This window comes from Pseudomonas sp. NFACC24-1, from assembly GCF_900115235.1.
Lineage (GTDB): Bacteria > Pseudomonadota > Gammaproteobacteria > Pseudomonadales > Pseudomonadaceae > Aquipseudomonas > Aquipseudomonas fluorescens_AA.
Window position 1 is genome coordinate 12,269 of the sequence record NZ_FOVS01000035.1, and the last position, 19,429, is coordinate 31,697.

The following is a 19,429-nucleotide window of genomic DNA, read 5'->3' on the forward strand; positions in this document are numbered from 1 at the left end:
ATTCCGGCGCCAGTCTTACGACATGCAAAAACTCCATCTTGTTTTTTCAGGCGCCAATAATTAACAACGGAACACCTTTCACCACAACAACAAAAAACAAAAATAAAACCCTTTAAAATCAACAACAAATAATATTAACTCTGAAAATTAACAGCCATTCCCCCACCCTCAATTAGAGCTATTAAAAAATATTAATAAAACTTCCTATAAAAAACTTTGCGCCCACGCTCTTTGATGCTATTAATCTGCCGAGCCAAAAACCAAGGTGCCACCACGTAACTTTCTTTACGCGCACAACCCCTTTCGGATATTGGAACCACACTTAACTTAAATCACTTACTCAAGTGCGTACCCGCACTTGGGCGAACTGTTGTGCGGCGCAGCAAACTGCGCGAGGAAGGGCGTCATCGCTACTCAAGTCCCACGAATCAAGATCCTGTCGATCTTCGGCACCCGTCCCGAAGCCATCAAGATGGCTCCTTTGGTCAAGGCCCTCGCCGCCGAACCAGGCATTGAATCGCTGATCTGCGTCACCGGCCAGCATCAAAGCATGCTCACGCAGGTGTTGGATCTGTTCGATCTCAAGGCTGATTTCACCCTTGACGTGATGACGCCGCACCAGACGCTCAACTCCCTGACTGCCGCCCTCTATAACGCCATCGACCCGGTCCTGGAACAGACCCGGCCGGATCGGGTGCTGGTCCATGGCGACACGACTTCGGCCATGGTGGCCTCGATGGCCGCCTTCCACCGGCGCATCCCCGTAGGCCATGTCGAAGCCGGGCTGCGCACCGGTGATATCTACAGCCCATGGCCGGAAGAAATGAACCGTCGCTGCATCGATCTCAGTGCCGACCTGCTCTTTGCCCCTACCGGCCAATCACGGGACAACCTGCTGGGCGAACGCCTGCAAGGTCGCTGCCTGGTGACCGGCAATACGGTGATCGATGCACTGCAACTGACTGCGCAACGCATCAATGGCGATGCCCGGTTGCGCGGTGATCTGGACCAACAGTTCCCGTTCCTGCAAACCGGACGCAAGCTGCTACTGGTGACCGGTCATCGTCGGGAAAACTTCGGCGAGGGTTTCCTGGACATCTGCAAGGCCTTGCGCGAGCTGGCCCAGCGCACTGATATCCAGATTGTCTACCCGGTGCATCTCAATCCCAACGTATTGGGGCCGGTGACCGAACAACTGGGCGACCTGCTCAACGTGCACTTGATCAAGCCCCTGGATTACCTGGCGTTCGTGCGCCTGATGCAACATGCCCACGTCATCCTCACGGACTCCGGCGGTGTGCAGGAGGAGGCGCCGTCCCTGGGCAAACCTGTCCTGGTGATGCGCGACGTCACCGAGCGCCCCGAAGCCGTGGCCGCTGGTACCGTGCGCCTGGTGGGCACGTCCCCGGCCTCGATCATTGCTGGCGTGAACGCGCTGTTCGACGACGCGGCCTTGTGGCGTCGTGCCTCTCAGGCGGTCAATCCCTACGGCGATGGCAAGGCCAGCCAGCGCATCGTCGACACCCTGATGGGACGCGCGGTCGACGACTTTGTCGTGGGTCAGGTGCAAGCGGCCCACGAGCCGTCACACACGCCGCTGTCCGAGCCACGCGAGTTGCTCGCCGATTTCACCTCATAACTGCTACCCACCCTTATCAGATCGAGATTTGCCTGAATGAAGCCTTCCGTTGCCATTCCTACGGGCGCGCTCAGCGCCCTTGCCTGTGGCCTGAGCCTGCTCGCGCTCATGCCAAACTTTGCCCTGGCTGCGGATAGCCCGCTCACCCAGGCAATCAACCGACTCAACGCCGATACTCGCCAGGAGCGGGAGATCCGCTTGAGCGACCTGGGCATCACCGCACCAATCCTGCTGGGTGCCAGCGACGCTCGACGCGAACTGTATTTGCCGGTACCCGCCGGCGTGACCCTGAGCGATGCGACACTGCAACTGGACGCCAGCTATCTCAATGGCGAAGGCGGCCGCAATACCATGCTGCTGTCGCTCGATGGCTACCCGGTGCGCGCCGAAGGCCTCAGCGAGGCGCAGGGCGATGCCAGCGTCAAGCTGGGCGTAGACCAGACCCCGCGGGACAACGGTCTGGTACGCCTGGGCATTGCCTGGTCGTCGGTGGTCTCCCGGCCGCTGTGCGAAGACGACCGGGTCATCGGCAACGTGCTGCGCATTCAGCCCGATACCCGCCTGAACTACAGCTACGATGCCAGCCAACTGAAGGATGTCGGCGCCGCCTGGACGACACTGCCGGCCAACCCTGGCATCCTGGTCGCACCGGGCTCGTTGTCGGCCGGCAGCTATGATGCCGCCTGGCGATTGGGCGTGGCCCTGGAGCGGATCGGCAAGCATGCCCGTATCCTGCCCTTCCCTGCCCTGCAGGACAGCGTCGACCTGAGCAATCTGCGCGTCCCGGCCGAACTGTTGAACATTCCCGCCTTCGCCAGCCTCAATGGCAAGGGCCAGCATACCTTGGCCAACCCAGCCGAAATCGGTGCACTGCTGATGCTTGGCCAAGTGCCGAACCTGCAGGCCGACCTGGCCATCAGCGACCCGCAACTGCTCCAGGCCATCAACCAGTCCCTGGATGCCTTGCAGAATCAGGTCCAAGGCGTCGACGCCACGGCGGCAGCGGCCTTGACCCAATGGCGCGATGCGCACGTCAACGCCGCCCTGGTGGGCACCGGCACTGACAACGTGCGTCTGGCACTGTTGGGCACTCGCCCGGTATTAATGATCGCCCCGGATGCGACCGGCAAAGCCCTGTCCTTGCTCGGCTCTGCCTGGAACAAACTGGCACGCAGCCGCCAGTTGACCGTGAACGAAGCGCAAACGCCGTTGAGTGAAGATGGCCGCGTGGCCCTGTCGCGACTGGGCGGCGCTCCCGGTAACTTCGACGTAGCCTCGCGATTCGACTGGAGCACTTCGTTCCCTCTGGGCAGCGTGGCGTATGACGGTCGCCTGCCCGTCACCGCCGTGGTCGACGTCTCCGCCGCACCCGGCGCTTCGGACACCGCGCCCGTGGCCTCGCTGTTTTTCAATGACTTCCTGATCGGTGCCCAGCAACTGACCACCGATGGCGAACCACAACGCATCCAGGCTCACATCCCACGCTACGCCCTGGGTTCGAAAAACGTACTGCGCGTCTCGTTCCAGCGCCAACCGGTCAGCGACCGTTGCCTCGAAACGCCTCAGGCGTTCCCGGTGTCCGTACTGCCTACCAGCCATATCGTGCTGGACAAAACCTCACTGGGTGACGATTTCGCCGGCATCGCCGCACGCTTCGCCGTCGACACCCAAGTGCTCGTTCCCCAGGCCTATCTTGACCACCCGGCCAGCAGCCTGGCCCTAGTGATCCCGGTGGCCGACGCCTCGGGTGTCTCGCCGCTGCGCGCACAGTTGAAAGTCAGCACCGATCCGAAAGCCGCCGTCAGCCCGGACAAAGCGTTCCTGGCTTTCGAACTGCCGCTCAAGGACAGCAAGGAGTCGGTCCAGGTCGACGAGCAAGGTCACCTGCGGATCAACCACAAGGACCAGGTGATGCTGGATGTGCAGCGCCTCAACCAGTTGGCATCGTTGCAAGTGGTGCAGACCTCGGGCCAGCACGGCCTGGTCTATCGGGCCCTGGGCGACCAGCCCCCAAGCCTGGCCAAGCCGGTCGTACTGACCCGTGGCGATGTGGCGATCCTGGGCGACAACGGTGCCGTGGCGGTCTTCGATACCCAGGATCCCAACGGCAGCCAATTGATCGGCGAGGAAGAGCCCAAGGGCCTGGATGCCTGGCGCAAACCTTCACTGCTTTGGCTGATCCCGGGTGGCATTGCCTTGTTCCTTATCTTGTTGCTGGCAGGCCGTAGCGCCCGTCGCAATCGCCAGTAACGGTAACCTTTGATGACGTCGCTTTATTGGCCCTATTGGCTGGCCCACTACTACAACTACCTGGAAGCCGCGACCATTGTGGTCGCGGTACTGATCCTGATCTCCAGCCTGGACGATCTGATCATTGACGTGTGGTACTGGTCTCGTCGCCTGTACCGCAAATTCACTGTAGATCGCCGCTATCGGCCACTGACCGTCGAGCAATTGCTGGCCCGGGACGAGCAACCCCTGGCGATCATGGTCCCGGCCTGGCTGGAATACGACGTCATCGCGCCGATGATCGAAAACATGGTGTCGACGCTCGACTACCAGAACTACGTGGTCTTCGTCGGCACCTATATCAACGACCAGCGCACCATCGACGAAGTCGAGCGGATGCGCCGGCGCTACAAGCAGTTGCACCGCGTGGAAGTGCCCCATGCAGGGCCGACCTGCAAGGCTGACTGTTTGAACTGGGTGATCCAAGCGATTTTCCTGCACGAGAAAACTCATGGCATGACCTTCGCCGGCGTCGTGTTGCACGACAGCGAAGACGTGCTGCATCCGCTGGAATTGCGCCTGTTCAACTACCTGTTGCCGCGCAAGGACATGATCCAGTTGCCGGTGGTCTCGCTGGAACGCAACTGGTACGAATGGGTGGCGGGCGTCTACATGGACGAGTTTGCCGAATGGCACGGCAAGGACCTGGTGGTGCGTGAAAGCATGACCGACACCGTGCCCTCGGCCGGCGTCGGCACCTGTTTCTCCCATCGTGCCCTGCGGGTGCTGGCCGGTGAAACCGAAAACCAACCGTTCAACACCGACAGCCTCACCGAGGACTACGACGTTGGTGCACGATTGGCCAAGGTCGGCATGAACGCGATCTTCGTACGCTTCCCGGTGCAGTTCCGGGTGCTGCGCAAATCCTGGTTCCGCAAGCCCTATGAATCGACCCTGACGATGCCGTTGTGCGTGCGTGAGTTTTTCCCCGACACCTTCCGCACCGCCTTCCGGCAAAAGGCGCGCTGGACCCTGGGCATCGGCCTGCAAGGCTGGGAACAGATGGGCTGGAATGGCTCGCTGGCCAACCGATACCTGCTGTTTCGCGACCGCAAGGGCGTCGTGACAGCGTTCATCAGCATCATTGCCTATGTGATCCTGGTGCAACTGCTGGGCCTGATCATTCTGCGCAACAGCGGCTTGTGGGACGTCAGTTTCCCTACGCCCTTTGAAACCAACGACGTGATCAAATACCTGTTACTGGCCAACGGCGTTGCCCTGGCCTGGCGCATCCTGCACCGCTATTACTTCACCACCGTACTGTACGGCTGGCAGCACGGTTTGCTGTCGATCCCGCGCATGCTGGTGGGCAACTTCGTCAACTTCATGGCCGCCTCTCGCGCTTGGCGCATGTTCCTGGTGGGCAAGGTCATGAACCGCAAGCTGGTCTGGGACAAGACCATGCATGACTTCCCGTCCACCGACCTGGTCGCCACCGCACCACGCCGCCTGGGCAGTGTATTGCTGTCCTGGCAAGCCATTACCGACACCCACCTGCAAAGCGCCCTCGACGAACAACAATCGCGCAATGTCCCGCTGGGTCGGATTCTGCTCAATAACGGCTGGCTGGACGACGAAACCCTGGCCGAAGCCATCGCGTTCCAGAATGACTTGCCACGGGTCTTCGACGTGGCCGAAAAAGCCGCAGCCTCAACCTCGTCGCTGGCCAGCGAGTTTGCCTTGCGCTGGCGTGTCATTCCCCTGGGGCGCAATGGCGAAGGACGTGAACAGATCGCGGTCGCCAACCCGCTTTCCGATGAAGGTCTGCAACAGGTCAGCGCCGAATTGGGCAGCGAGCCGGTGCAATTGATCGCCCGGGAGAGTGAAATTCTCGCGTTGTTGCGCCGATTGCCAGCGAACAACGGTCATGCCGTACCGAATGCCAGCGCGCCGCTGCTGGGCGACCTGCTGATCGAAATGGGCCTGATCGATCGCGATCAGTTCAGCCAAGCCATGCTGCAGTATCGTCCGCAGCATCACGGCCGGATCGGCGATTACCTGGTCGACAGCGGTGTATTGCCCCGGGCAACGATCGAACAAGTGGTGGCACGCCAGCACAGCCTCTACCCAATGGAGCTTCCGGCATGAACCGCCCCCTTCTGACCCTCTTGGCCGCGGGGCTGAGCCTGATTCCCGTGCTGGCGTCTGCCGAGACATTGCCGCTGCCGTTGACAGGGCCGGCCTACACCGCCGCCAACGAGGCCTACAGCGCCTACGAGCGCAAGGACTACGACCTGGCCATCGCCAAGGCACGCGAAGCCCTGCGCCAGCGCGCCGACATGACGCGCTTGAACACACTGATCGAGCTGGCCGAACGGGACAAGAAACTGCGCGACCAGCCGCGGACAGCCAGATCATCCCGCGCCGTGGCGGCAGCACCGGGCTTCGCCGCCGCGTCCCAGGGCTTCAAAGCCTACGATCGCGAACAATTCGGCCTGGCCGCACAATCGGCCCGCAAGGCCATCACCCAGGCACCCCGACGCCGGGAATACCGGTTGTTACTGGTCGACGCCCTGCAACGCCAGCAACACCTGGAAGAAGCCGACCAAGCCGTTACCGATGCGCTAGGGGTTTTCACCAATGACACCTCGTTGCTGATGCGGCGCAAAGAAATTCGCCGCCAACTGGCAGCATCGCTGGCGGTCCAGGGCTACCGCGCCCTGCAGCAAGGCAACCGCGCCCTGGCTGTGGAAAAGGCCCGCAAAGCCGTAGCCTGGGCTCCGGAAATCGCCGCCAACCAGCAACTGCTCGATAGTGCATTGCTCGATGCCAATGATTCCGACGCACCGGTCCTGGAGTGTCAGGAAAGCGCCTTCGGCCTGACGTGCGCCACCCGGCCGGTTAACACCTATGAGCGGGCACCGGTGAGCGATCTGCAGCTTGCTTATGATTCGGTCCGCAGCGGCGATGACGAGGCGGCCCACGCCGCGTTCCGCAAGGCCGACGCCACTGAGCCACTGAAGCCGGCGGCAGCCCAGGACGCCGCCTACAACGCCATGCGCGTCCATGAGGACGACGAATCCGTCGCGTACTTCAAGCGCGTGATCGATGGGCAAAAAACTGCAGAAGCGCCCATGTCCGCGCAACAACTGTTCGATACCCGCCGCGCCGTGGGTGACGTTTCGCGCAGGATGGGCCTGACCAGCACCACCAGCTATCGCGGCTCCAGTGGCCTGAGCGGAGCGCCGAGCACCAATAACAGCGGCGGCAGCGAAAGCAACGACCTGCTGCAAAACAGCACCGAACTGTCCTGGCGCCCATTGGGTTATCGCAACGCCCGCTTTGTCGAACTCTACGGGCGTATCACCGACACCCTGTGGAGCAAGAACAGCGACTCGGACACCGGTGCCGATGCCCTGCAGGGCGCCGTTGGCGTACGGGTCAAGCCCTTCAGTTCCATCAACATCATGGCCGCCCTTGAACGCACGTTCCCTCTCGGCTCTTCCAATGTCGACGGCGACTGGCTGGTGCGCCTGGGCTACGGTTCGAGCATCGGTACCGACCTGCGGGTCGATGTGCCGAGCTGGTGGACCTCGCAGTTGTATGCCGAGGTCGGCCATTACATCAACGACTCGCGCAACTACTTCAACAGCGAATGGCAAGTAGGCCGCAGCTACGCCATCGGCGGGACCGGTTCGCGCTGGGTGACCTTCCCCCATGTCGTCGCGGCGATCGACTACGATTCGAAGATGAAGAGCGAAGCCGGTGGCGGCTTTTCTTCCGGCGACGCCGGAGGCATCGGGATAGGAAACAACGTACGCTACTGGTTCCGGGAAGACGCCTACAACGCGCCACGTTCCTATGTGGATTTTTCCCTGCAATACCGCGCCAGGGTGTTCGGCGAGGATCGCGCCAAAGGGGTGTTCGCGCGCTTGACCTACTCCTATTGATCCGCTGGGTGTGCCAGTCGGTCCATCGCTACGAAAAGCGGCTCGTCTTGCCGAGCCGCGACTACACTGCATCCAGAAGGAACTTGTTTGAAAAGCTTCGCAACGTTCATCCATCGCAAGACTGTCGCGGCACTGTTACTGGCCGCGCTCCTCGCCGCAGGTACAGGGACGTACTACATGACCACCCGCGCTGCACCGAACATCGTCGGCATTGTCTGGCAGCCGGACAACCAGACCGTCGGCATCAGCGGCAATTGGGAAAAACTGGGCGTGCACGAGCTGCTGGTGCAATGGACGGTGGTGGACGACCAGGCCTTCGTGCCCGGCACCGGCCTGACCAGCGTGCCGGTACTGCCGGATTGGGCGCGCATCGCCAAGGCGCCCTGGGCCCAGGATGTCATCCTCGGGTTGGCCGGTTATTTCAGCGAGAACCGCTCTCGGGACGATATCGAGCAACTGGCGGCGCTGTCGGAGCGCATCGCTGGGCTGCCCACGCCATTGCATGTCACCGGTTGGTACTTTCCGGCTGAAGTCGACCCCAGTTGGTCAGGCGCCACGGAATTACCGGCCCTGCTCGCCAAGCTGCCGCGGCCGCTGTGGATCAGCGTCTACGACGGTGCCAACATCGGCCCCGCCGCCACCGCAGACTGGCTCAAGCAATGGCTGCCAAACGATATCGGCGTGTTTTTCCAGGACGGCGTCGGCGTCTACGCCCGCACCGCCCCGGTGGCCCGCAACTACGCCGATGCCCTGCGCGATCGGCTTGGCAAGGACCGCGTGCGGATCATCGTCGAAGCCTTCCGCCCCCAATACGGCGGTGGTTTCCGCGCCGCCACCGTCGCCGAGCTCAAGCCACAACTGGCGGCCTATTCGGGCTACCCGCTCTACCTGTTCGATGGCCCGCACTACATGGCGCCTGCATTGGTGGACCAGCTGAAGCAAGCCCTGGCCCAGCCCTGATCAGGCATCTGAACCTATCCGCTCGCCCTCGCTTACCGAGTTTGTATCGGTCTGTATATCAAATGCGGGCTGATACGAAATGATGGATTTCGCCCCCTCCTCGCACACATCGTCGATACATCCGCGCGTTTAACTGTGATCACCGGACAGCAACACATTCATTGCCACCGGCCCACTCAATCAAGCGCAAGGAGAATCACCATGTTCAACTTCTCGAAACTTTCGTCTATGGCAATCGCCCTGACACTGGTTGGCGGCGTCGGCCTGTCGAACGTTGCCTCGGCAAAGAACGCCCCGGCCCAGGCTGCGCATAAACTGGCTGAAGGCGGGTCCGATCGTTTGATCCAGAATCGCGTGGCCGAGGGCGGCTCTGATCGCTTGATCGACAATCGCGTGGCTGAAGGCGGGGCTGATCGGTTGCAGGCGTCGCGTGAACGCAGCGCGGTGTGAGGCGATTTTGTGGCCAGAGATCTCGCCGGACGCTGTAGGAGCTGGCGAAGCCTGCGATCTTTTGATTTTGATTGGCAGCGCAAAGATCGCAGCCTCGCTTCGCTCGACAGCTCCTACGGGTGTCCACCCGCGGGAGCAGGCTCCCTCGCCAATCGGCCACGTCGACGATCCATGGGCCGGCCCGGATTCAGCTGCCGGCGTCGGCATGGGCCTCTTCGAAGAAATAGTCCTTCCAGCTGTCGGCCTTGTTTTTCAACACGCCCAGTTCATGCAGTTTTTCGGCATAGATGTAGGTGCGTTGCGGAACGACGGTGAAGTCGATTTCGGGGTCGGTGACGATTTTTTCCACCAGCGCCAGCGGCAACTTGGACTGTTCTACGCGGATGTAGGTCTGGGCAGCGGCCGGCTTGTCGGCCTTGATGATGCCTTGCGCCTCCACCAAGGCATCGTAGAAGGCCTTGTAGGTCTTGGGGTTTTCGTCGTGGAATTTTTCCGTGGTGTAGAGCACGTTGAACGTCGCCGGGCCGCCCAGCACATCATAGGAACTGAGCACCTTGTGCACATTGGGGCTTTGCAATGCCTGGTACTGGAACGGTGGGCTGGAGAAGTGCGAGTTGATCTCCGACTGGCCGGCGATCAGCGCCGCCGTCGCATCCGGGTGCGGAAGGCTGACCGAGATGTCGTCGAATTTCTTGAAGTGATCGTTGCCGAACACCTTGGCGGTTTCGATCTGCAACGTGCGCGACTGGAACCCGACACCCGCCGCCGGGACAGCGATCCGGTCCTTGTCGGTGAAGTCCTTGAGGCTCTTCACGTTCGGGTTGTTGGTCAGCAGGTAATTAGGCATCGACCCCAGCGAGGCGATGGCCTTGACGTTCTGCTTGCCGCGGGTCCGATCCCAGATCGTCAGCATCGGCGGAACGCCCGCCGACACCACATCCAGAGCGCCGGTCAGCAAGGCCTCGTTCATCGCCGTCGCGCCGGAAATGCTGTTCCAGTCCACTTTGATATCCAGGCCCTGGGTCTTGCCATGCTTCTCGATGAGCTGCTGGTCACGCACCACATCCAGGATCAGGTAGCCGATACCGAATTGCTGGGCGATGCTGATCTTGCCCTCGGCGTGGGCCAAGGGATTGAGCAGCGCAGTGGCCGCCAGGGAAACCAACAAGGTGAGCGCAGGACGCTTGAAAGCCATGGTCTGGTGAACCTCACAGTAGGTGAAAGACTGAAGATCACGACTTTAAAGCTATAAAAATATTAATTTAAATACCTTAATAGCATATCAATAGCACCTAAATATTCGGTATCCGAGCCCATGAAGCCGCACCCACGGGCACGATCACTTGATAACCTTGCAGACCTCCCCTGACGAACACCCGGCGCGAAGCAAACATGAACGAAGTGTCCCTGGATATCGGCATCGCCACCGAGTCCGTTTCCCAACCGCGCACCCTGGTATTCCTGGCCTACCCGCAGATGGGTTTGCTGGACCTGACCGGGGCCCAGACCGTGTTCTGGGCCGCCACCAAAGCCATGACCGAGCGCGGCCTGCCCGGCTACGCCATGCACACCGCGAGCCTGGCCGGCGGGCTGATGCAAAGCGCCGAAGGCCTGGTCGTGGACACCCGTGCCCTGCATGAGCTCGACGGGACGCTCATCGACACGCTGATCGTGCCCGGCGCACCGGACATTCGGCAGGCGATGATCGACTGTGTCGACCTGGTGCACTGGCTGCGCAAGGCCTCGGTCCAGGCCAGGCGCACGGCATCGGTGTGCAGCGGCACCTTCCTCATGGCCCAGGCCGGCTTGCTGGACGGACGTCGGGCCGCCACCCATTGGGCCATGTGCGAGATGCTCAAGAGCGGTTTCCCGTCGGTTGAGGTGGACCTCGATGCAATCTTCATCCAGCAGGGCAATGTGTGGACTTCGGCTGGTGTCAGCGCCGGCATCGACATGGCCCTGGCATTGGTCGAAGCCGACTGTGGTCGCGATGTGGCCCTGCAGGTGGCCCGTGAGCTGGTGGTGTTTCTCAAGCGCCCCGGCGGGCAGGCGCAGTTCAGCCAACTGCTGCAATTGCAGATGCAAGAGAGCGCCGGGTTCGACGAACTGCACGTGTGGATTTCCGAGCACCTGGACGACAACAACCTCACCGTCGAGCGGCTGGCCCGGCAGGCCAGGATGAGCCCGCGCAATTTTGCCCGGGTCTACAAACGCCAGACCGGCCGAACCCCGGCCAAAGCCATCGAGATGTTCCGCCTTGAAGCCGCGCGTCGATTGCTCGAAGACTCCCCGCGCAACATCGACCAGATCGCCCGATCCTGCGGTTTCGGTGACGAGGAACGAATGCGCCACACGTTTCAGCGCCATCTCTCGATATCCCCCCGGGAGTATCGCAGCCGGTTTTCTCGCTGAGGGCGAAACCCTTGCGCCACTGTCCGTCAGGCCACTCGCCTGGATTGCTCCTGCGGGCCGGCCTGCTCAGCCAGGAGCGCGCTGCAACGGGAACGCAACCAACGCTCCCCCGGATCGTTGTGCGTAGCGCCGCGCCAGACCATGGAAAGCTCATGTTGGGGCAAGCAGATCGGGGCCGCTTGCACCCGCATGCCGGTCGCCACCGCCATCGCCTGGGCAACGTAATCCGGCACAATGGCAATCATGTCGCTCTGGGCCAGCAGCACGGGCAAGGCGCTGAACTGCGGCACGGTCAACACCACCCGCCGCTGTCGGCCCATCAGGCATAACGCGCGGTCCGAATCATCGATGACATTGCCCATGGACGATACGACGGCATGGGGCCGACGGCAGAATTCATCCAGGGTCAGCTCGCCGGGCTGCGAATCGGCGCGCAACAACATCGGTCGAATCGGCCGCAGTGTCTTGCGCCGGGCATTGGCCGGCAGTTCCAGCGTCGGGCTGATGCCCAGGGAAATCTCGCCACTGACCAACAGTTGGGAGACCTGCCATTGATCGGTCCGGCGCACCACCAATGTGGTGCCCGGTGCCTCGACCCGCAGGCGACGCAACAGCTCCGGCAGTAGAGCGTACTCGACGTCATCGCAAAGGCCGATATGGAAGGTCGCCTCGCTGGTGGCCGGTTCGAACGCCTGGCAGCGGCCCAAGGCGGCGGCGATACCATCCAGGGCCGGTGACAGGTTGGAGAAGATTTCCCGCGCCCGGGAGGTCGGTTCCATCAACCGTCCCGAACGGATGAACAAGGGATCATCGAACATCAACCGCAAACGCGCCAGGGCACTGCTGATCGTTGGCTGGCCGAGAAACAGCTTTTCGCTGACACGGGTCACGTTTCGCTCGTGCATCATGGTTTCGAAGACCACCAGCAGATTGATGTCAGCACGACGCAGGTCATTTCTGTTCATCATAGTCGTCGCCCCAGGCGCCAGGCCATTGAGTCAGGAGTGGACAAGATCGTCGCCTGCGCCCTCCATCAAGGCCTGCGGCGACGAGGTGTTGAAAGCGTAATCCTCGAAGCACGCCAAGTCTGTTGTACGTGGGGACACCCGACTCACCCTTTGGGCAACGTCATCGATACTTCGGTATATATCCAGGCCCACAAAGAGGTGTTGGCACAGCTTGGCGGGATTTCAGGGTTTTATGTCCTACCTCAGGCAAAGCGGCGCTTCTAAGATAGAAACCGATGCTCTGTCGCCCCGACATCCAGAGCGAGACCACGTAAAAACAAAAGGTCTGCCAGCGTGCCCCTACCCTCCGCGATGCTCAAGAATGTCTATGACAGCCTTCGATACAGCCCAAGCCAGAGCGGGCCTAGGCCGTCGATGGGAATCAGCACCCACCCACTGGTCAACGCCCTCGGCTGGGCGGTGGGCCTGGTGGTGGCCTGCGGGATTGTCATCATCAACTCCGAAACCCATTCCGACCTGGCGCCGACCCTGCTGTACATCACCTTGTTGTTGATGGCGGCCAACCTGTTCTCCATCAATCTGGTGATCACCGTCGCGCTGATGTGCATGGGCTTGCTCACCGCGATGTTCTTGTACAACGGCGGCTATCACCGCTGGGAATCGACCACCGGCTTCTTCCGCTGCCTGACCGCGCTGTCCGCCATTGCTTTCCTGGCCCTGCGCAGCAAGCAGGCTTCCGACAGCCTGCGGCGCAACGAGGCTTACCTGACCGGCGCCCAGCGCCTGAGCCAGACCGGCAGCATGGGCTTTCGCGGTGATCGACAAGCGTTGTCCTGGTCGGAGGAATCGGCACGGATTTTCGAGTACCCGCCCAGCAAGACACCAACGGTGTCGATGATGCTGGAACGCACCCATCCTGAAGACCTGGAGTTGGCACGCGGGGTTTTCCAGCAGGCCGCCGCTGGCGAACCGCAGATCGAGGTCAAGCTGCGGCTGCTGATGCCTGATGGCCGCATCAAGCACATCCACATGATCGCCAGCCCCCTGCTCGTCCAGCATGGCCGTTTCCAGTATCTCGGCGCACTCATGGACGTGACGGCCAGCAAGCAGGCCGAAGAAGCGTTGTTTCGCACCCAGAGCCAACTGGCCCACGTCACTCGCTTGACCTCACTGGGGGAAATGGCCGCGTCCATTGCCCACGAGGTCAATCAGCCACTGACGGCCATCACCAGCAGCGGCGAGGCCTGTCGCCGGTGGCTCAAGCGCCCGGAACCCAATCTAGGGGAAGCCTTGGATTGCCTCGACCGAATCGTCGCCAACGGCTGTCGCGCCAGCGAGGTCATCAACGGTATCAGGGCGCTGTCGCGCAAGTGCGACCCGTTGCGTCAGCCCGAGCGACTGGACGACATCGTCCGCGAGACCTTGAACCTGGTCCAGCAGCAACTGGCTCATCATAAAGTCCGGGCCAAAGTGGACCTGGCAGCGACCGACGACCAGGTCAGCGCCGACCGGGTGCAACTGCAGCAAGTGATCATCAACCTGATCATCAATGCCTGCCACGCCATGGACGGGGTCAAGGTACACGCACGAACCCTGCGCATACGCACCTGGACGGAGAGTGACGAAGTGCTGCTGGAGGTGACTGACCACGGAACCGGCATTGCCCCCGAGGTCCTGCCATCCTTGTTCAATGCGTTTTTTACCACCAAGGAAAACGGCCTGGGCATGGGCCTTTCCATCTGCCGGTCCATCATCGACTTCCATGACGGCAGGATCTGGGCCACCAGCGAGGCCGGCCAAGGCACCTCGTTCAGGTTCGCGCTGCCGCGGCTCACGGGCACCGCTCTGTCGGGAAGCGCGCAATGAGCTCCAGACAGTCCTCAAACTCGATCATCGACAACGCCCCCATCGTCTATATCGTTGATGACGACGCACCGCTGTGCCAATCCCTCGGCAGCCTGCTGCGCTCCATCGGCTTGCAGGTCCATCTGTTCGGTTCGGTCGCGCAGTTCATGAACCATCCCAGGCCCGATCAGCCCAGTTGCCTGGTCCTGGATGTGCGGCTGCAAGGCACCAGTGGCCTGGATTGCCAACGGGAGCTGGTCGCGGCCAACGCTCAACTGCCGATTGTGTTCATGACCGGTCACGGTGACATCGCCATGACCGTGCGGGCGATGAAGGCCGGGGCCGTGGATTTCCTCGCCAAACCGTTCCGCGAACAAGACCTTATCGACGCCGTGACCGCCGCCCATCACCAGGACCGCCAGCGGCGCGACGCCGAACGCGGCCATCAGCAAGTGCTTGACCGCTACGCCACCTTGACGCCCCGGGAGCAGCAGGTCATGGCACTGGCGGTGTCAGGCCTGATGAACAAGCAGATCGCCGGGGAACTGGGCTTGAGTGAAATCACGGTCAAGATCCACCGTGGCCAGGCCATGCGCAAGATGTGCGCACACTCGTTTGCCGATCTGGTACGCATGGCCCAGGTGCTGGAATGGCGTCTGGCTGACACAGGCCGATAGTCAATCGAGCGTTTCGGCACAGGAACCCTTTCATACACACGTATACTTGGCGGGGCCATTGGACGGCGTATCTTGCAGTGACACGGGCGCCTTTATGGCTACCTGATATCAACTCCAGGTATCGACATGTCCAACACTGCAATCATTTCAATCATTGATGACGATGAGTCAGTTCGAATTGCATTGGATGGTTTGTTACGTTCCCACGGATATCGGGTTAAAACATATGCCAGCGCCTTGGATTTTTTATCTTCCTGCGAACTTGAAAACACGGCGTGCCTGATATCGGATATTCAAATGCCTGGCATGACGGGCATTCAGATGTACGATCGATTATCGGCCCTGGGCATTCATCCCCCGATCATCTTCATCACCGGATACCCTGGCGTGCCTCCTCGTATGAGCGCCGGTACGCCCGAGCCGGTGGCGTTTTTCCCGAAACCCTTCGACTGCGCCGAATTGATCGCCTGCATCGAATCGGTACTGGCCCGGCCTGCTTGACTGCGTCGCGCCCCTATACCTTCGTATAGCCCCCCCCTACCCAGGCATAGGCGCGATGACCTTATGTAGAAGTGTTAAACACAGGTCCTGCCAATAAGCTTCCCTACAGCGAACCGAAACTGAATGTGCTCGATGGCAACTCATTGCAGCCAGGCGATTTTGGAGTACTTCGCGACACGGTCACGCTGAAACAGTTAAACCATTCAACGTATCGATTTTGTCTTCGGGAGCTCATCATGAAACAACGTATTCTGGTTGTCGGCGCAGGTTTCGGCGGGGTCTGGAGCGCATTGAGCGCGGCCCGGCTGCTGGACCAACACGACCGTCATGACGTGGAGATCAGCGTCCTGGCCCCCCAGGCCGAACTGCGCATTCGTCCCCGTTTCTACGAGCCGGACGTCCACACCATGGCGGCGCCGCTGGGTAGTCTGTTCGACGCCGTGGGCGTGAAATTCGTACAAGGCTCTGCGAGCAGTATCGATGTCGACAACAAACGGGTGGGCTATGTGGATGGGTTCGGTGCCCAGGGCACCCTGGGCTATGACCGACTGGTACTCGCGGCGGGCAGCCAGTTGGTTCGCCCCGACCTTGAAGGCATGATCGAGCATGCCTTCGACGTTGATGAAATCGAACAGGCCACCCGTCTCGAAGCCCATATCAAGTCGCTGAAAAGTCTGCCGGACAGCCCGGCCCGCAACACCGTGGTGGTGGCCGGTGGCGGCTTTACCGGGATCGAAACCGCCACCGAAATGCCCGCACGCCTGCGCGCCGTCCTCGGCGAGGACGCGGTCATCCGGGTCATCGTCGTGGATCGCGGGCCGCAGATCGGCGCAGCATTGGGCGACGGCATACGTCCATCCATTGTCGAAGCGTCCGAGCACCTGGGTATCGAGTGGATCCTCAACGCCTCGGTCGAATCGGTGGACGCCAGGGGTGTCACCCTGTCGAGCGGCCAGCGTATCGAGTCCCATACCGTGATCTGGACCGTGGGGTTCCGCGCCAGTCCATTGACCGAACAGGTACCCGGCACCCGCGATCGCCAGGGTCGCCTGCACGTCGATGCCAACCTGAAAGTCCTGGGCCAGAACGACATATTCGCCAGCGGTGACGTGGCCTACGCCGCCACCGACACGCTGGGCAACTATGCGGTGATGTCCTGCCAGCACGCCATCGCCCTGGGCCGCTATGCCGGCAACAACGTCGCGGCCGACTTGCTGGGCGTCGCGCCGATGGCCTACAGCCAACCCAAGTATGTGACCTGCCTGGACCTGGGTGCCTGGGGCGCGGTGTACACCGAAGGCTGGGATCGCCAGCTCAAGTTGGTCGGGCAAGAAGCCAAAGACCTCAAGACCCAGATCAACACGGTGTGGATCTACCCGCCCGCGGCTGATCGCGCAACCGCCCTGGCCGCCGCCGACCCGTTGATTCCGGTGGCCTGAAACCCGTTTCCGCCCCCGGCCAGTCCCTCCTTTGTGCGCCGGTCTTTCCCAGACGCCTGCCAACGATCCTTGGGCAGGCGTTTTTTTCCGGCGCTCGTCCCCAAGCCAGCCTGAATATCGTCACTGCCCAGCAAAATCCGTATCAATGCCCGCCCACCGCCTTCCGTGCACAAGGTAAGGTAGGCAGAAATCATCCGGATCGAGGTGTGCCGTGGCGTCCTATTCCTTGCGTCAGCTGAAGTACTTCGTCACCACCGTCGAATGTGGCAGCGTCGCCGAAGCCTCTCGCAAGCTGTACATCGCCCAACCGTCGATCGCCTCCGCCATCAAGGGCTTGGAAGACAGTTTCGGTGTGCAATTGCTCATTCGTCATCACGCCCAGGGAGTATCGCTGACGCCCGGTGGTGCGCGCTTCTATCGCAAGGCCCAGGAGCTGTTGCGCATGGCTCGGGAGTTCGAGCAGAACGCGCTGGCCGATAACGATGTGGTCAGCGGGCAGATCGACATCGGCTGCTTCGAAACCGTCGCCCCGCTCTACCTACCGCGGCTGATCGCGGGCTTTCGCGAGCGCTTCCCGGGGGTGGAAATCCGCGTGCAGGACGGCGAGCAACAGGAGCTGGTGCAAGGCCTCACGGGAGGGCGTTTCGACCTGGCGATTTTCTATGAACACGACCTCGACAGTACCATCGAGACCGAAGCACTGACGGCGCCGCAACGCCCCTATGCGTTATTGCCGGCGGGGCATCGCTTCGCCGATCAGGCCCAGGTATCGCTGCGCGACCTGGCCCTCGAACCGATGATCCTGCTGGATGTGCAGCCCAGCCGCACCTATTTCGTGAGCATCTTCGAGGAGCTTGGCCTGACGCCCAATATTGTCTTCAGCTCGCCGTCCATCGAGATGGTGCGGGGCATGGTCGGCCAGGCATTCGGCTTTGCCGTGCTGGTGACCCGGCCGCAGTCCACCTGCACCTACGATGGGCAACACTTGGTGTGCGTCGACATCGCCGAGGACGTGACGGGGTCGGCACTGGTGGCAGGCTGGCTCAAGCGTGCGCACCTCACCAAGCCGGCGCAGTTGTTTGTCGACTATTGCAAGGAGCAGTTCAAGCAATGGCTGCCTTGAGCCAAGGGATATGAACGCAACACTACTTTTGTGGCGAGGGGATTTATCCCCGCTGGGGTGCGCAGCGCCCCCAAAACCTAACATCCAAGATATCAGGTGATATGGAGTTGGCTGCATTGGGGCTGCTGCGCAGCCCAGCGGGGATAAATCCCCTCGCCACAGGTGTATGTCTAGCGAGCGGCCCAGGCGTTGAAGCGTTGTTCCAGTTCCTCGCCATGGTCGACCCAGAACTCCGCATCCACGGCTTGGGCTTCAGCCAGGTTGGCCTCGGCGGTGGGCAACTGTTCCTGTACCGCCGTCGGCAACAGCGCCAGTGTCTTGCGGTGCACCGGCCCATAAGGGATGTTTTCCGAAAACACTTTCTGAGTCTGCGGCTGGCTGGCAAAGGCAATGAACTGCTCGGCCAGGGCCTTGTTCGGCGTGCCCTTGACCACGGCCCAGTACTCCGGGTCGTAGAGGCTCTGCGGCCAGACGATGCTCAGCTTCATGCCTTCCTTTTGCGCCGACGCGATGCGCCCGTTGTAGGCCGCACTCATCGCCACGTCCCCCGCCACCAACCATTGCGCCGGTTGCGCGCCGGCTTCCCACCATTGGATGTTCGGCTTGATCTGGTCGAGCTTGGCGAATGCCCGGGACACGCCTTCCGGGGTGTTCAGCACCTTGTACACGTCCTGTGCCTTGACTCCGTCGGCCAGCAAGGCGATTTCCAAGGTGTACTTGGCGCCCTTGCGCAGGCCGCGCTTGCCCGGGTACTCGGCAACGTTCCAGAAGTCCGCCCAGGACTTGGGTGCCTTGGCGAGCTTGCTCTGGTCATAAGCCAGGACCATCGACCAGACGTAGGTGGCGACCCCACATTCATTGAGCGCTCCCGGCACATAGTTCGCCGGGTCGCCCAGGCGCTCCAGGTCAAGCTTCTCGAACAGCCCCTCCTCACAACCACGCAACAGCTCGGGGCTCTCCACTTCGACCACGTCCCAGCTGGTGTGGCCGGCGGCGACCATGGCCTTGATCTTCGACAATTCACCGTTGTATTCGCCGGCCACGATGTTTCCCGCGCCGCTGGCATTGAAAGGTTGGAAGTAGGCCTTGTCCTGGGCCTGCTTGGTGGCGCCGCCGAAGGAAATCACGGTCAGGCTCTGTGGCGCGGCCAGGACACTGGTACTCAGCAACGCCAGGGCACACGCAATATTGCAACGCAAGGATCTGGACATGAAGCGGTTCCTCGAAAATACCGGC

Annotated in this window: 15 protein-coding genes; 12 read left to right on the forward strand and 3 right to left on the reverse strand. The window is 61.5% G+C overall.

Annotation, left to right across the window (positions count from 1 at the left end; all coding sequences use genetic code 11):
- The first annotated feature begins 406 nt into the window (after positions 1 to 406).
- The 6 genes from wecB (at position 407) to BM317_RS24850 (ending at position 9,228) form a co-directional block, all read left to right on the forward strand.
- Positions 407 to 1,639, forward strand: coding sequence for a non-hydrolyzing UDP-N-acetylglucosamine 2-epimerase (wecB, locus tag BM317_RS24825; protein ID WP_092476652.1), 1,233 nt, complete (start codon positions 407 to 409; stop codon positions 1,637 to 1,639).
- Between the two features lie 36 nt (positions 1,640 to 1,675).
- Positions 1,676 to 3,889, forward strand: a complete 2,214-nt coding sequence (locus tag BM317_RS24830) for a hypothetical protein (protein ID WP_092476618.1) — start codon at positions 1,676 to 1,678, stop codon at positions 3,887 to 3,889.
- 12 nt (positions 3,890 to 3,901) lie between these two features.
- Positions 3,902 to 6,016, forward strand: a complete 2,115-nt coding sequence (locus BM317_RS24835) for a glycosyl transferase family protein (protein WP_092476620.1) — start codon at positions 3,902 to 3,904, stop codon at positions 6,014 to 6,016.
- Positions 6,013 to 7,818: a bacteriophage N4 adsorption protein A gene (locus tag BM317_RS24840; protein ID WP_092476622.1), complete on the forward strand. Its 1,806-nt coding sequence runs from the start codon at positions 6,013 to 6,015 to the stop codon at positions 7,816 to 7,818. Before BM317_RS24835 ends, BM317_RS24840 begins: the two co-directional genes overlap by 4 nt.
- Positions 7,819 to 7,995: 177 nt before the next feature.
- Positions 7,996 to 8,778 carry an alpha-amylase family protein gene (locus BM317_RS24845; RefSeq protein WP_092174710.1) on the forward strand — a complete coding sequence of 261 codons (783 nt, stop codon included), beginning with the start codon at positions 7,996 to 7,998 and terminating at the stop codon, positions 8,776 to 8,778.
- Between the two features lie 201 nt (positions 8,779 to 8,979).
- Complete coding sequence (locus tag BM317_RS24850) at positions 8,980 to 9,228, forward strand: phage infection protein (RefSeq protein WP_092476625.1); 249 nt, start codon at positions 8,980 to 8,982, stop codon at positions 9,226 to 9,228.
- Positions 9,229 to 9,415: 187 nt separating this feature from the next.
- On the opposite strand, the gene BM317_RS24855 is transcribed toward BM317_RS24850, so the two are convergent.
- A complete protein-coding gene (locus tag BM317_RS24855; protein ID WP_092174652.1) occupies positions 9,416 to 10,423 on the reverse strand; it encodes an ABC transporter substrate-binding protein in 1,008 nt (335 codons plus the stop codon).
- A 197-nt stretch (positions 10,424 to 10,620) separates the two neighbouring features.
- Here BM317_RS24855 and BM317_RS24860 point away from each other — a divergent pair, with 197 nt between their 5' ends.
- Complete coding sequence (locus BM317_RS24860) at positions 10,621 to 11,640, forward strand: GlxA family transcriptional regulator (RefSeq protein WP_092174648.1); 1,020 nt, start codon at positions 10,621 to 10,623, stop codon at positions 11,638 to 11,640.
- A 26-nt stretch (positions 11,641 to 11,666) separates the two neighbouring features.
- Here the strand turns inward: BM317_RS24860 and BM317_RS24865 are convergent, their stop codons facing one another.
- Positions 11,667 to 12,608, reverse strand: coding sequence for a LysR family transcriptional regulator (locus BM317_RS24865; RefSeq protein ID WP_072404240.1), 942 nt, complete (start codon positions 12,606 to 12,608; stop codon positions 11,667 to 11,669).
- Between the two features lie 333 nt (positions 12,609 to 12,941).
- Between BM317_RS24865 and BM317_RS24870 the strand changes: the two genes are divergently transcribed.
- From BM317_RS24870 to BM317_RS24890, 5 genes are all read left to right on the forward strand, one after another.
- Positions 12,942 to 14,474: a sensor histidine kinase gene (locus BM317_RS24870; protein ID WP_256574237.1), complete on the forward strand. Its 1,533-nt coding sequence runs from the start codon at positions 12,942 to 12,944 to the stop codon at positions 14,472 to 14,474.
- A complete protein-coding gene (locus BM317_RS24875) occupies positions 14,471 to 15,130 on the forward strand; it encodes a response regulator transcription factor (RefSeq protein ID WP_092174639.1) in 660 nt (219 codons plus the stop codon). Before BM317_RS24870 ends, BM317_RS24875 begins: the two co-directional genes overlap by 4 nt.
- Positions 15,131 to 15,256: 126 nt before the next feature.
- Positions 15,257 to 15,631 (forward strand): response regulator transcription factor, encoded by a 375-nt coding sequence (locus tag BM317_RS24880; protein WP_092476627.1) that lies wholly within the window; start codon positions 15,257 to 15,259, stop codon positions 15,629 to 15,631.
- A 236-nt stretch (positions 15,632 to 15,867) separates the two neighbouring features.
- Positions 15,868 to 17,070, forward strand: a complete 1,203-nt coding sequence (locus BM317_RS24885; protein WP_092476629.1) for an NAD(P)/FAD-dependent oxidoreductase — start codon at positions 15,868 to 15,870, stop codon at positions 17,068 to 17,070.
- 211 nt (positions 17,071 to 17,281) lie between these two features.
- Positions 17,282 to 18,193 carry a LysR substrate-binding domain-containing protein gene (locus BM317_RS24890; protein ID WP_092174627.1) on the forward strand — a complete coding sequence of 304 codons (912 nt, stop codon included), beginning with the start codon at positions 17,282 to 17,284 and terminating at the stop codon, positions 18,191 to 18,193.
- Between the two features lie 170 nt (positions 18,194 to 18,363).
- On the opposite strand, the gene BM317_RS24895 is transcribed toward BM317_RS24890, so the two are convergent.
- Positions 18,364 to 19,404 carry an ABC transporter substrate-binding protein gene (locus BM317_RS24895; RefSeq protein ID WP_092174623.1) on the reverse strand — a complete coding sequence of 347 codons (1,041 nt, stop codon included), beginning with the start codon at positions 19,402 to 19,404 and terminating at the stop codon, positions 18,364 to 18,366.
- Between the last annotated feature and the right edge of the window lie 25 nt (positions 19,405 to 19,429).

Excerpts from the sequence above, each read along its gene's own strand:
- BM317_RS24885 (WP_092476629.1), top strand. The coding sequence starts at position 15,868 with ATGAAACAACGTATTCTGGTTGTCGGCGCAGGTTTCGGCGGGGTCTGG.
- BM317_RS24840 (WP_092476622.1), top strand. The coding sequence starts at position 6,013 with ATGAACCGCCCCCTTCTGACCCTCTTGGCCGCGGGGCTGAGCCTGATT.
- BM317_RS24880 (WP_092476627.1), top strand. The coding sequence starts at position 15,257 with ATGTCCAACACTGCAATCATTTCAATCATTGATGACGATGAGTCAGTT.
- BM317_RS24850 (WP_092476625.1), top strand. The coding sequence starts at position 8,980 with ATGTTCAACTTCTCGAAACTTTCGTCTATGGCAATCGCCCTGACACTG.
- BM317_RS24895 (WP_092174623.1), bottom strand. The coding sequence starts at position 19,404 with ATGTCCAGATCCTTGCGTTGCAATATTGCGTGTGCCCTGGCGTTGCTG.
- BM317_RS24835 (WP_092476620.1), top strand. The coding sequence starts at position 3,902 with ATGACGTCGCTTTATTGGCCCTATTGGCTGGCCCACTACTACAACTAC.
- BM317_RS24865 (WP_072404240.1), bottom strand. The coding sequence starts at position 12,608 with ATGATGAACAGAAATGACCTGCGTCGTGCTGACATCAATCTGCTGGTG.
- BM317_RS24855 (WP_092174652.1), bottom strand. The coding sequence starts at position 10,423 with ATGGCTTTCAAGCGTCCTGCGCTCACCTTGTTGGTTTCCCTGGCGGCC.
- BM317_RS24845 (WP_092174710.1), top strand. The coding sequence starts at position 7,996 with ATGACCACCCGCGCTGCACCGAACATCGTCGGCATTGTCTGGCAGCCG.
- BM317_RS24830 (WP_092476618.1), top strand. The coding sequence starts at position 1,676 with ATGAAGCCTTCCGTTGCCATTCCTACGGGCGCGCTCAGCGCCCTTGCC.
- BM317_RS24875 (WP_092174639.1), top strand. The coding sequence starts at position 14,471 with ATGAGCTCCAGACAGTCCTCAAACTCGATCATCGACAACGCCCCCATC.
- BM317_RS24860 (WP_092174648.1), top strand. The coding sequence starts at position 10,621 with ATGAACGAAGTGTCCCTGGATATCGGCATCGCCACCGAGTCCGTTTCC.